Source organism: Agromyces ramosus (assembly GCF_030817175.1).
Lineage (GTDB): Bacteria > Actinomycetota > Actinomycetes > Actinomycetales > Microbacteriaceae > Agromyces > Agromyces ramosus_A.
This window is the reverse complement of record NZ_JAUSYY010000001.1, coordinates 580,767-593,681: the sequence shown is the minus strand read 5'-3', so window position 1 is coordinate 593,681 and position 12,915 is coordinate 580,767. Positions and strand designations below refer to the sequence as shown.

General features: G+C 64.1%; 7 protein-coding genes and 3 rRNA genes. 9 read left to right on the top strand and 1 reads right to left on the bottom strand.

All coding sequences use genetic code 11. The features are described 5' to 3' along the window. The first annotated feature begins 3 nt into the window (after positions 1–3). From QFZ26_RS02840 to pnuC, 8 genes are all read left to right on the top strand, one after another. Entirely contained in the window at positions 4–816 is an 813-nt protein-coding gene (locus QFZ26_RS02840) for a CPBP family intramembrane glutamic endopeptidase (protein ID WP_307039059.1), read from the top strand. 54 nt (positions 817–870) lie between these two features. Then, positions 871–1,701 (top strand): aldo/keto reductase, encoded by an 831-nt coding sequence (locus tag QFZ26_RS02835; protein ID WP_307039057.1) that lies wholly within the window; start codon positions 871–873, stop codon positions 1,699–1,701. Positions 1,702–2,253: 552 nt separating this feature from the next. Next, positions 2,254–3,782: ribosomal RNA gene (locus QFZ26_RS02830) — 16S ribosomal RNA — on the top strand. 469 nt (positions 3,783–4,251) lie between these two features. Further along, positions 4,252–7,359: ribosomal RNA gene (locus QFZ26_RS02825) — 23S ribosomal RNA — on the top strand. A 243-nt stretch (positions 7,360–7,602) separates the two neighbouring features. Next, a 5S ribosomal RNA gene (gene rrf / locus QFZ26_RS02820) occupies positions 7,603–7,719 on the top strand. The 16S, 23S and 5S rRNA genes sit together here, the layout of an rRNA operon. Before the next feature lie 100 nt (positions 7,720–7,819). Beyond that, on the top strand, positions 7,820–9,700 hold the full coding sequence (locus QFZ26_RS02815) for a thioredoxin domain-containing protein (RefSeq protein WP_307039054.1): 1,881 nt from the start codon (positions 7,820–7,822) through the stop codon (positions 9,698–9,700). A 35-nt stretch (positions 9,701–9,735) separates the two neighbouring features. Continuing rightward, entirely contained in the window at positions 9,736–10,143 is a 408-nt protein-coding gene (locus QFZ26_RS02810) for a DUF3054 domain-containing protein (protein WP_307039052.1), read from the top strand. Then, a complete protein-coding gene (gene pnuC / locus QFZ26_RS02805; protein WP_307039050.1) occupies positions 10,140–10,823 on the top strand; it encodes a nicotinamide riboside transporter PnuC in 684 nt (227 codons plus the stop codon). Before QFZ26_RS02810 ends, pnuC begins: the two co-directional genes overlap by 4 nt. On the opposite strand, the gene QFZ26_RS02800 is transcribed toward pnuC, so the two are convergent. After that, on the bottom strand, positions 10,774–11,106 hold the full coding sequence (locus tag QFZ26_RS02800) for a hypothetical protein (protein WP_307039048.1): 333 nt from the start codon (positions 11,104–11,106) through the stop codon (positions 10,774–10,776). The genes pnuC and QFZ26_RS02800 overlap by 50 nt on opposite strands. 174 nt (positions 11,107–11,280) lie before the next feature. Between QFZ26_RS02800 and QFZ26_RS02795 the strand changes: the two genes are divergently transcribed. Next, positions 11,281–12,912 carry a DUF7059 domain-containing protein gene (locus tag QFZ26_RS02795; protein ID WP_307039046.1) on the top strand — a complete coding sequence of 544 codons (1,632 nt, stop codon included), beginning with the start codon at positions 11,281–11,283 and terminating at the stop codon, positions 12,910–12,912. Positions 12,913–12,915: the final 3 nt, after the last annotated feature.

Sequence of the window (12,915 nt, the reverse complement as noted above, 5' to 3'; positions counted from 1 at the left end):
GGCATGACGACGGATGTGGCGGCCCAGCTGAGCGCCGCGCCGCCGCGCCGCCCGACCCTCGTCTCCCTGCTCGGGCTCCCCCTGCTTCGCGTCGCGCTCGTGGGCACCGCCGCACTCGTCACGTGGGCGGTGCTCGCCGCCGCCGACGAGCCCGGTCCGTTCCCACCGTCGATGCTGTTCGCCGCGGCGACCATGCTCCCGGTGAACCTCATCTCGATCTGGCTCGTGCGCCGGGCCCTGCATCGTGAGGGCCGGCGTGCACGCGACCTCATCGGCTACTCGGCACGACGCCTCGGCACCGACGTGCTGTGGGGGGTCCTCTGGATGACGGTGCTCGCGATCCCGTTCTTCCTCGCCGTGATGGGCGTGATGTTCGCCCTCCACGGCGGCGCTGCGCTCGACCGCTTCGACACGGTCTTCTACGACGCCGAGGCCGCACCGATGTTCGATCGGGCGATCCTCACGGTGCTCGCCGTCGTCTCGGTGGTGACGTTCGCGCCGCTCAACGCGCCGGCCGAAGAGCTCATCTACCGGGGCTATTCGCAGGGGGGCCTCCAACGGCGCTGGCCGGTGCTGTGGGCGATCCTCGTTCCGGCGTCGATCTTCGCGCTCCAGCACGTCTTCTACGCGGTCACGCCCGACGCCGTGCTCGTCTACCTCGCGGCGTTCTTCGTCTGGGGCATCGGCTCCGGAATCATCGTCTGGCGACAGCGTCGGCTGATGCCGATCATCGTCGCCCACCTGCTCGTGAACCTCATGACGAGCGCGCCGGCCCTCGTGATCGTCTTCCTCCCCGATTCGGCTCTCGCCGGCTGATCGCGAGGAGCGAACCGGCTGTCGGATGCTCCGCCCGCCGTGGTGGGATGAATCATGACCTCCGTGCCCCGCATCCAGCTCAACGACGGCCACTCGATCCCGCAGCTCGGAATCGGGGTGTTCAAGGTCGACCCGGCCCAGACCGAGCGCATCGTCGCCGACGCGCTCGAGATCGGCTACCGCCACATCGATACGGCACGCATCTACGGCAACGAAGCGGGGGTGGGCAGCGCGCTCGCCGCCTCCGGTGTCCCTCGTGAACAGCTCTTCGTGACGACGAAGCTCTGGAACGACGACCAGGGCACGCAATCGGTGTTCGACGCGTTCGATGCGAGCCTCGATCGGCTCGGCCTCGACTACGTCGACCTCTACCTGATCCACTGGCCGTCGCCCGCGAACGATCGGTACGTCGAGACGTGGCGCGCGTTCGAGACGCTCCGCGAGTCGGGGCGGGTCCGCTCGATCGGCGTCTCGAACTTCCTCGTTCCGCACCTCGAGCGCCTGCTCGCCGAGACCGACGTCGTGCCGGCGGTCGACCAGATCGAACTGCACCCGGCACATCAGCAGCCCGCCACCGCGGCCTACGCCGAGGAGCAGGGCATCGCCATCGAGGCGTGGGGTCCGCTCGGCCAGGGCAAGTACCCGCTGCTCGAGCTGCCGGAGGTGACGGATGCCGCCGAAGCCCACGGCATGTCGCCGGCCCAGGTCGTCATCCGCTGGCATCTGCAACGCGGTCACATCGTCTTCCCGAAGTCCGGCGATCGTGCTCGCATGGCCGAGAACTTCGACGTGTTCGGGTTCGAGCTGGATGCGGAGGAGATGGCGGCGATCACGGCGCTCGAGCGCGAGGGACGCGTCAGCTCGCATCCCGATGACGTGAGTTGACGGAATTCGCGTCCGGTCTGGGCTTCCGTCGGCCGCGGCCGCCGCGACACGCCCGGGATGCTGCCAGGATTTGCCGGTGCCACGGGATCCGCGTAAATTCTTACTCATCGCCACGGCGGTGCGGGAAGCAGGCTGAGACACTCAGCACAGCGGCCCGGCCGGTCGGCGATATTCTTAGCCAAATAGCCTCGAAGTCGCATTGCGACTCGGTGATTTCAAGCCTAAGATGAAACTCCACTCCCTGAGAATCCCAACGTTCGCGTTGTGATTCTGGCCTTTGACAGGCCGCCGGCCCGGACTTCAGTTCCGAGCCCGCCGTAGGGGTGGTACGATAGATAGGTTGCCCTGGAAGCAGGCCGTGAGGCTGAATCCGGGTGCGTCCGTTCCTTGAGAACTCAACAGCGTGCACTATGTTCAATGCCAATTTTTGAACCCTGTCCTCTGCCTTCGGGTGGGGGTGGGATTCCTTTGGATTGATGGACAGTCAGTAATGATTGTTCTCGGTCAGAGATTCAACTCTTGACTTGCCTTTCGGGGTGGGTTGAACCAGTTTTTTTGGAGAGTTTGATCCTGGCTCAGGACGAACGCTGGCGGCGTGCTTAACACATGCAAGTCGAACGATGAACCGGGTGCTTGCACCTGGGGATTAGTGGCGAACGGGTGAGTAACACGTGAGTAACCTGCCCTGGACTCTGGGATAACCCCGAGAAATCGGAGCTAATACCGGATAGGACCTGGAACCGCATGGTTTTGGGTGGAAAGTTTTTCGGTCTGGGATGGACTCGCGGCCTATCAGCTTGTTGGTGAGGTAATGGCTCACCAAGGCGTCGACGGGTAGCCGGCCTGAGAGGGTGACCGGCCACACTGGGACTGAGACACGGCCCAGACTCCTACGGGAGGCAGCAGTGGGGAATATTGCACAATGGGCGCAAGCCTGATGCAGCAACGCCGCGTGAGGGATGACGGCCTTCGGGTTGTAAACCTCTTTTAGTAGGGAAGAAGGGCTTCGGCTTGACGGTACCTGCAGAAAAAGCACCGGCTAACTACGTGCCAGCAGCCGCGGTAATACGTAGGGTGCGAGCGTTGTCCGGAATTATTGGGCGTAAAGAGCTCGTAGGCGGTTTGTCACGTCTGCTGTGAAATCCCGAGGCTCAACCTCGGGCCTGCAGTGGGTACGGGCAGACTGGAGTGCGGTAGGGGAGAATGGAATTCCTGGTGTAGCGGTGGAATGCGCAGATATCAGGAGGAACACCGATGGCGAAGGCAGTTCTCTGGGCCGTAACTGACGCTGAGGAGCGAAAGCGTGGGGAGCGAACAGGATTAGATACCCTGGTAGTCCACGCCGTAAACGTTGGGCGCTAGATGTGGGGACCTTTCCACGGTTTCCGTGTCGTAGCTAACGCATTAAGCGCCCCGCCTGGGGAGTACGGCCGCAAGGCTAAAACTCAAAGGAATTGACGGGGGCCCGCACAAGCGGCGGAGCATGCGGATTAATTCGATGCAACGCGAAGAACCTTACCAAGGCTTGACATAACCGAGAACGCCGCAGAAATGTGGAACTCTTTGGACACTCGGTTACAGGTGGTGCATGGTTGTCGTCAGCTCGTGTCGTGAGATGTTGGGTTAAGTCCCGCAACGAGCGCAACCCTCGTCGTATGTTGCCAGCACGTAATGGTGGGAACTCATATGAGACTGCCGGGGTCAACTCGGAGGAAGGTGGGGATGACGTCAAATCATCATGCCCCTTATGTCTTGGGCTTCACGCATGCTACAATGGCCGGTACAAAGGGCTGCGATGTCGTAAGGCGGAGCGAATCCCAAAAAGCCGGTCTCAGTTCGGATTGAGGTCTGCAACTCGACCTCATGAAGTCGGAGTCGCTAGTAATCGCAGATCAGCAACGCTGCGGTGAATACGTTCCCGGGCCTTGTACACACCGCCCGTCAAGTCATGAAAGTCGGTAACACCCGAAGCCGGTGGCCTAACCCCTTGTGGGAGGGAGCCGTCGAAGGTGGGATCGGTGATTAGGACTAAGTCGTAACAAGGTAGCCGTACCGGAAGGTGCGGCTGGATCACCTCCTTTCTAAGGAGCAACTCGGAGGCTTTCGGGTCTTCGCAGTGCTGACCAGATCGGGTCCTTTGTGGCTCGCTGGTTGCTCATGGGTGGAACATTGACATAGGTGCCGGTTGATTTCGGCTGTACTCAGTACGCTCCGCTTGCGGGGTTGGAACGGTGTGGTCGGGGGAGGCTGGTACGTGCACGCTGTTGGGTCCTGAGGGACCGGACAACTCTGCCCTTTCGGGGGTGGGGGTGATGGTTTCTTGCAGGCCTTCACCGATGCCGGCGGTTGCTGGTGGGTGTGGGGGTTCTGGCCGTCTGTTGAGAACTACATAGTGGACGCGAGCATCTTAGAAACAGGACCTTCGGGTCGTGTTTCACAAAAGGTGAATCGCCAATGGCATCCTTTCGGGGGTGTTGTTTGGCGTGTTCACTGGTCAATTTCGCAGCATCGCTCTTCGGGGTGGTGTTGCACGATTCGATCTCATGTGATTTTCAAGTTTTTAAGAGCAAACGGTGGATGCCTTGGCATCTGGAGCCGAAGAAGGACGTCGTAATCTGCGATAAGCCTCGGGGAGCTGATAAACGAGCTGTGATCCGAGGATTTCCGAATGGGGAAACCCCGCCAGGCCCTTTGGGTGACCTGGTGACTCCCGCCTGAATATATAGGGCGGGTAGAGGGAACGTGGGGAAGTGAAACATCTCAGTACCCACAGGAAGAGAAAACAACCGTGATTCCGTAAGTAGTGGCGAGCGAACGCGGAACAGGCTAAACCGAGCCATGTGTGATACCCGGCAGGGGTTGCATGGTCGGGGTTGTGGGACCTTTCGGACTGTACTGCCGTGCAGTCACGGTGACGCGTCAGGTATAGACGAACCGGATTGAAAGCCGGACCGGAGTGGGTGTGAGTCCCGTAGTCGAAATGCCTGGCGGCCCGGAGAGGGATCCCAAGTAGCACGGGGCCCGAGAAATCCCGTGTGAATCTGTCAGGACCACCTGATAAGCCTAAATACTCCCAGATGACCGATAGCGGACAAGTACCGTGAGGGAAAGGTGAAAAGTACCCCGGGAGGGGAGTGAAATAGTACCTGAAACCGTTTGCTTACAAACCGTTGGAGCCTCCGTGTTGGGGTGACAGCGTGCCTTTTGAAGAATGAGCCTGCGAGTTAGTGATCTGTGGCGAGGTTAACCCGTGAGGGGCAGCCGTAGCGAAAGCGAGTCTGAATAGGGCGATTCAGTCGCAGGTCCTAGACCCGAAGCGAAGTGATCTATCCATGGCCAGGTTGAAGCGACGGTAAGACGTCGTGGAGGACCGAACCCACTTCAGTTGAAAATGGAGGGGATGAGCTGTGGATAGGGGTGAAAGGCCAATCAAACTTCGTGATAGCTGGTTCTCTCCGAAATGCATTTAGGTGCAGCGTTGCGTGTTTCTTGCCGGAGGTAGAGCTACTGGATGGCCGATGGGCCCTAAAAGGTTACTGACGTCAGCCAAACTCCGAATGCCGGTAAGTGAGAGCGCAGCAGTGAGACGGTGGGGGATAAGCTTCATCGTCGAGAGGGAAACAACCCAGACCACCAACTAAGGTCCCTAAGCGCGTGCTAAGTGGGAAAGGATGTGGAGTTGCACAGACAACCAGGAGGTTGGCTTAGAAGCAGCCACCCTTGAAAGAGTGCGTAATAGCTCACTGGTCAAGTGATTCCGCGCCGACAATGTAACGGGGCTCAAGCACGCCACCGAAGTTGTGGCATTGACATTAGTGGTAGGCCTTCGTGGTCCAGCCGTGTTGATGGGTAGGAGAGCGTCGTGTGGCCAGCGAAGCGGCGGTGTGAACCAGCCGTGGAGGCCACACGAGTGAGAATGCAGGCATGAGTAGCGAAAGACGGGTGAGAAACCCGTCCTCCGGAAGACCAAGGGTTCCAGGGTCAAGCTAATCTGCCCTGGGTAAGTCGGGACCTAAGGCGAGGCCGACAGGCGTAGTCGATGGACAACGGGTTGATATTCCCGTACCGGCGAAGAACCGCCCACACCAATCCGATAGTGCTAAGCATCCGAAGCCAGTCATCGTCCCTTCGGGGACACCGGCTGGTGGAGCGTGCGACCCCATGTCGAGGCGGTGAGCGTATTAACAGGTGTGACGCAGGAAGGTAGCCAAACCCGGGCGATGGTAGTCCCGGGGCAAGTGCGTAGGCCGAACCGTAGGCAAATCCGCGGTTCATCAAGGCTGAGACACGATGCGGATGAAAAGTTGGTGATCCTATGCTGCCGAGAAAAGCATCGACGCGAGGTTCAAGCCGCCCGTACCCCAAACCGACTCAGGTGGTCAGGTAGAGAATACCAAGGAGATCGAGAGAATCGTGGTTAAGGAACTCGGCAAAATGCCCCCGTAACTTCGGGAGAAGGGGGGCCTAAGGCGTGAACTCACTAGCTGAGGGAAGCGCTGCAGGGCCGCAGAGACCAGTGGGAAGCGACTGTTTACTAAAAACACAGGTCCGTGCTAAGTCGCAAGACGATGTATACGGACTGACGCCTGCCCGGTGCTGGAAGGTTAAGAGGACCGGTTAGCCGCAAGGCGAAGCTGAGAATTTAAGCCCCAGTAAACGGCGGTGGTAACTATAACCATCCTAAGGTAGCGAAATTCCTTGTCGGGTAAGTTCCGACCTGCACGAATGGCGTAACGACTTCCCAGCTGTCTCAACCGCGAACTCGGCGAAATTGCATTACGAGTAAAGATGCTCGTTACGCGCAGCAGGACGGAAAGACCCCGTGACCTTTACTACAGCTTGGTATTGGTGTTCGGTGTGGCTTGTGTAGGATAGGTGGGAGACTGTGAAGCTGGCACGCTAGTGTCGGTGGAGTCATTGTTGAAATACCACTCTGGTCACTCTGGATATCTAACTTCGAACCGTGATCCGGTTCAGGGACAGTGCCTGGTGGGTAGTTTAACTGGGGCGGTTGCCTCCCAAAAAGTAACGGAGGCGCCCAAAGGTTCCCTCAACCTGGTTGGCAATCAGGTGGCGAGTGTAAGTGCACAAGGGAGCTTGACTGTGAGACTGACAGGTCGAGCAGGGACGAAAGTCGGGACTAGTGATCCGGCAGTGGCTTGTGGAAGCGCTGTCGCTCAACGGATAAAAGGTACCTCGGGGATAACAGGCTGATCTTGCCCAAGAGTCCATATCGACGGCATGGTTTGGCACCTCGATGTCGGCTCGTCGCATCCTGGGGCTGGAGTAGGTCCCAAGGGTTGGGCTGTTCGCCCATTAAAGCGGTACGCGAGCTGGGTTTAGAACGTCGTGAGACAGTTCGGTCCCTATCCGCTGCGCGCGTAGGAAATTTGAGAGGATCTGACCCTAGTACGAGAGGACCGGGTTGGACGAACCTCTGGTGTGCCAGTTGTTCCGCCAGGAGCACCGCTGGTTAGCTACGTTCGGGATGGATAACCGCTGAAAGCATCTAAGCGGGAAGCCGGCCTCAAGATGAGATTTCCAACCCTTCGGGGGAGAGGCTCCCAGCCAGACGACTGGGTTGATAGGCCGGATGTGGAAGACAGGACTAACGACTGTCGGAGCTGACCGGTACTAATAAGCCGATAACTTGACAATCACTACACTCACACACGTTTGAAGATCATTCATCGAAAGGCCGTGTGAGTGGCCCAAGATTGCTCGCGTCCACTCTGTGGTTCCCTTCAGACGGAAAACACCACACACTTCATAACTCAACACAGTTGTACCCGCACCACCCCACCACCACCCCGACCACAGGGTTGGCAACCGGGGCCCGGTGCGGACACCGAGACCACACACCCACCCCACAACACGTGGCGGACGCGGTGTGGCAAGAGTTTCGGCGGCCATAGCGCGAGGGAAACGCCCGGACACATTCCGAACCCGGAAGCTAAGACTCGCAGCGCCGATGGTACTGCAGGGGCGACCCTGTGGGAGAGTAGGACACCGCCGGACATCATTTCGAAGAGAGCCGCCCAAGGTTGGGCGGCTCTCTTTGGTTTAACGCACCGGTCAAGGCCCCTGCATTGTCGCCGATCGCACCTACGCTGGAGTGATGGGTCATCGTCTCGCGGACTCCACGAGCCCGTACCTGCGGGCACATGCCTCGAACCCCGTCGATTGGTATCAATGGGGCGAGGCGGCGTTCGCGGCCGCGCATGAACGCGACGTGCCGATCCTCATCTCGATCGGGTATGCAACGTGCCACTGGTGTCATGTCATGGCACGCGAGAGCTTCAGTGATCCCGAGGTCGCCAGGGTGCTGAACGAGGGGTTCGTCGCGATCAAGGTCGACCGCGAAGAGCACCCCGATGTCGATGCGAGCTACCTCGCCGCGGCATCCGCCTTCACCAGGCAACTCGGCTGGCCGCTCACGGTATTCGCGACGCCCGAGGGTCGAACCTTCTACGCCGGCACGTACTTTCCGCCGCGCGCGGCCCCGAACATGCCGTCGTTCACCCAAGTGCTCGAGGCCGTCGGTGAGGCTTGGCGCGAGCGGCGACCGCAACTCGACGAGACCGCCGCCGCGGTCGCCGATGCGCTCGTCGCGGCATCCGTCGCCGACACCTCGGGCGCGTTGCCGTCGACGGAGCAGCTGCAGGGCGCCGTCGAGGCGCTCGCCCGCGACGAGGACCGCCTGTACGGGGGATTCGGCGGTGCGCCGAAGTTCCCGGTGGCGCCGGTGCTCGGCTTTCTCACCGCCTCCGGCGACCGAGGGCGGACGATTGCCCGACGGACCCTCGAGCTCATGGGCGCATCGCCCCTTCGCGACCGGGTCGACGGCGGGTTCTTCCGCTACGCCACTCGCGCCGACTGGAGCGAGCCGCATTACGAGCGGATGCTGACTGACAACGCGCTGCTCCTCGACGTCGCCGTCGATCTCGCGCGGTCGGAAGATCTCGAAGGAGGATCCGAGGCGATCGCGCGGGGCGTTGCTGGGTTCCTCACCGGTCGCATGCAGCTCCCGTCGGGCGGGTTCGCGAGCGCGCAGGACTCCGAGAGCGTCATCGACGGCGCACGCAGCGAGGGCGGCTATTACCACCGCGACGCCGCCGGGCGGGCAGGGCTCGAACCGCCGTCGCTCGACCAGAAAGTGCTCACCGGGTGGAACGGCCTCGCCATCGGTGCGCTCGCGCGAGCGGCGTTCGCCTTCGACGACGATGAGCTGCTCGCATCGGGGCGTCGGGCGGCCGGCTTCGTGCTCGAGCATCACGTCCACAGCGACCGGCTCGTACGATCCTCGCTCGACGGAACCGTCTCCTCGGCGACCGCGACCCTCGAGGACACCGGGATGCTCGCAGGCGGGCTGCTCGACCTCGCTTCGGCGACGGGCGAGGCGTCGTACGCCGTCGTCGCTCGCAGCCTGGTCGACGCCGCGGTGCGCGCCGCCGACGCGTCGGCCGTCCCGTTCGCGGCACCGGGCGGCGCCGATCCGGTGCTCGCCGCCCGTGGGCTCGCGTTGCCGAGCGACCCTGCCGAAGGGGCGACGCCATCCGCCCTGACGTCGTGCGCCCACGCCGCGTGGCGGCTCTACCTCCTCGGCGCGGGCGAGGAGTATCGGGAGGTGGCAGCCACCGCGATGCGCTCGGTTGCGGGGCTCGCGCTCGAGCGTCCGCTCGCGTTCGGCAGTGCGCTGCAACTGATGGCGCGAATGGCCGCGCCGATCGTGCAACTCGTCACGGTCGTGCCCGACGCGGACGTTGCCGCCGAGCCGACGATCGCAGAGCTCGTCGCGAGCACGCGGCGCCACGAGGCATCCGTCGCGGTGATCGTGACCGAAGCGCAAGCGCGCGCCTTCGCCGGCGCCGGGTTCGAGCTGTTCGAAGGGCGCCCCGCCGGCGATCACCGTGCCGCGGCGTACCGGTGCCGCACCTTCGTCTGCGCGCTGCCCGTGAGCGACGCCGCAGCCCTCGACGCCCTCGCCGTCGAACGGTGAACGGCGGCGGTCGCCGGGATCCCTACGATGGGAGCATGACCGAACCATCGCGTGCGAGCGCGATCATCACGGCTGCCCTGCTCGACACGGCGGCCGTCGTCGTCTTCGTCCTCATCGGGCGCCGCAGCCACGCCGAAGGGCTCGAGCTCATCGAAGTCTGGGGCACCGCCTGGCCGTTCCTCGTGGCCCTTGCGACCGGCTGGCTCGTGGCACGCGCATGGCGGCATCCGATCGCCGTCTGGCCGTCCGCGATCGTGATCTGGGTGGTGACCCTGATCGGCGGCATGCTGCTGCGTGCCATGAGCGGGCAGGGCACCGACCCCGCGTTCGTGATCGTCGCTGCGTCGGTGCTCGCGGCATTCCTCATCGGCTGGCGCCTCCTCGCGCGCGTCGTCGCGACGCTCACGCGGCGTCGCTCCCGAGCGAACTCGGTCGACGCGTGAACCCCATCGAGTGGCTGTTCGACGCCCAGCTCGTGATCGGCGACCAGGTGATCCTCTGGCGCGAGATCGTCGGCAACCTCTTCGGGCTCGCGAGCGCGCTCGGCGGACTCCGCCGCAAGGTCTGGGCGTGGCCCGTCGGCATCGTCGGCAACGCGCTCCTGTTCACCGTGTTCCTCGGAGCCGTCTTCGATACGCCGAATCCCGTGAACCTGCTCGGCCAGGCGGGGCGCCAGCTCATGTTCATCGCCGTGTCGATCTACGGCTGGGTGCGCTGGTCGCAGCACCGCCACGTGAGCGAGACCGCGGTCGAGCCGCGCTGGGCGAGCACGAAGGAGCGTGTGCTGCTCGCCGTCGCACTCGTCGGTGGCACGCTCGTGCTCACTCCGATCTTCCGGGCGCTCGGCTCATTCGAACCCGTGTGGGCCGACGCGTGGATCTTCATGGGGTCGCTGCTCGCCACGTGGGGCATGGCGAAGGGATGGACGGAGTTCTGGCTGATCTGGGTCGCCGTCGACGTGGTCGGAGTCCCCCTGCTCATCAGCGCCGGCTACTACGCCTCAGCGCTGCTCTACGTCTTCTACGGGGCATTCACGATCTTCGGGTTCATCACCTGGATGCGCGTGCAGCGCATCACCACGGCGAGGGAACTCGCTCGAGCACCGTCCACACCGCTTCACTGAGGTCGGGGTGGTCGAGCGCGATCTCGCGGAGGAGGTCGTACTCGAACCGCGCCGCATCACCCTCGCGGGCAGCCGGGTGATAGGCGCGCGCGCGTGCAGGGCTCCAGCGTTCGGAATGCAGGCGCTCCTCGCGGAGCGTCGCCACGACCTGCTCGTCGACGGAGGGCAGCTCGGGCAGGAACACCCACGGGTCTTCGCCGAGCCGGCAGCGCAACTCGATGAGTGCGGAGAGCTCGTCGCGCGCGTCTTGGCGCAGCCGTTCGAGCGTCGATGCCTCGGCCATGTCGCGCCTCCCCTCGCTGAATCGATCGTAACCAACGCTACGTGCACCGTGTGACGGTCGGGTTACACGGAGCAATCCGAGGTGTACACGAGATGACGGCGGCATGACGGTCGGGCGCCCGTGGGAGGCCTCGGGCGGCCGGCCGCCCGCGCACGGGTGCGCTTGAATGGACGCATGACCACCGAGCCGGGCGCCGTTGCGCCGACCCCGAACGACGTCGATGCCGACGCCGACGCCGACGGGGCGACGCGCGGCCTGATCGCCCGGCTTCGCGACGACCTCGCCGCGGCACGCTTCACGGTTGCCTCGCTCGAGGGCCTGTGGGGTGCGGATGCCGCGTCGGCGCTGCATCGCGGCGAACGCGTGCCGGCGCGCCGCGTGCTCGACGCCCGCCGGGCCGCGCACGGGGCATCCGCCGATCTTGCGACGCTCGCGGAGCTGTTCGTGCTCGGCCTGCCCGTGCCGGCTGCCGACGTGGCGCACGCGTTGCCTGCGCTCGGCATCGACGGGGCGGTGCTGCTCGGGCTGCTCGGGCACGATGTCGGGCACGGACTCGGGGAGTCCCTCCGCGCGATGCTCGATCTCAGGCCCTACGCGTTCAGCGATGCGCTGGGCTCCGCCGAGTGGTGGATCCTGTCCGACCTGGGCGAGCTCGCCCTCGGACACGCCCTGGGGGAGCGGCACGTGCTGGGCGTCGGCGGTGCGTCGACGACGCTCTCGGGACTGATGCTGCCCACCCCGGCTCGTCGCGTGCTCGATCTCGGCACGGGCTGCGGGATCCAGGCCATGCACGCGTCGCGGCTCGCGCAGCACGTCGTCGCGACCGACATCTCCACGCGGGCGCTCGAGATCGCGCGCCTGAACATGATGCTGAACGACATCGGCGGGGTCGAGTTCAGGCTGGGCAGCCTCTTCGAGCCGGTCGAGGGCGAACGGTTCGACCGAATACTGTCGAACCCGCCGTTCGTGATCACCCCGCGCGGCGGCGACGTGCCCGAGTACGACTACCGCGATGGCGGCATGGTCGGCGACGCGCTCGTCGAAGCGGTCATCCGGGGCGTCGCCGACCATCTCGAGCCGGGCGGCATCGCCCAGCTGCTCGGCAACTGGGAGTACCGCGGCCGTCGCGAGGCGCTCGACCGCGTGCGCGCGTGGGTCACCGGGCTCGACCACTGGGTCGTCGAACGCGAGGTCCAGCACGTCACGGTCTACGCCGAGACCTGGATCCGCGACGGCGGCACGCGCCACGGCACGCCCGAGTTCGACCGGCTCTACGACGCGTGGCTCGACGATTTCGCGGCTCGGGGAGTGCATCAGGTGGGCTTCGGGTACGTGCTGCTGCGACGCGCCGACGACAGCGGCCGGCGCCCGCGATTGGCACGCCTCGAACGGCTGCACGGTCCGCTCGGCGACAACGGCTCCGGCCTCGGCGGCCACCTCGCCGAATGCCTCGCCGCGCACGACCGGCAGGCGTCGCTCGATGACGCGGAGCTCGCGTCGGCGCACCTGGTGGTGGCCGGCGACGTCACCGAGGAGCGCCACTACTGGCCGGGCGACGAGGATCCGACGGCGATGCTGCTGCGCCAGGGCGGCGGGTTCGGTCGCGCGATCACCCTCGACACGGGGCTCGCGGCGCTCGTCGGCGCCTGCGACGGCGTCCTCTCGGTCGGCGCGATCGTCGCGGCGCTCGCGCACCTGCTCGAGGTCGACGAGTCGGCGCTCTCGGCCGAGCTGCTGCCCGCCGTGCGGACCCTCATCGACGACGGGATGCTGCACTTCGCCGAGTCGGACCTCGGGCCAGAGTGACCC

Coding starts and splice junctions, on each gene's coding strand:
- QFZ26_RS02840 (WP_307039059.1), top strand. CDS start 4: ATGACGACGGATGTGGCGGCCCAGCTGAGCGCCGCGCCGCCGCGCCGC.
- QFZ26_RS02835 (WP_307039057.1), top strand. CDS start 871: ATGACCTCCGTGCCCCGCATCCAGCTCAACGACGGCCACTCGATCCCG.
- QFZ26_RS02815 (WP_307039054.1), top strand. CDS start 7,820: ATGGGTCATCGTCTCGCGGACTCCACGAGCCCGTACCTGCGGGCACAT.
- QFZ26_RS02810 (WP_307039052.1), top strand. CDS start 9,736: ATGACCGAACCATCGCGTGCGAGCGCGATCATCACGGCTGCCCTGCTC.
- QFZ26_RS02800 (WP_307039048.1), bottom strand. CDS start 11,106: ATGGCCGAGGCATCGACGCTCGAACGGCTGCGCCAAGACGCGCGCGAC.
- QFZ26_RS02795 (WP_307039046.1), top strand. CDS start 11,281: ATGACCACCGAGCCGGGCGCCGTTGCGCCGACCCCGAACGACGTCGAT.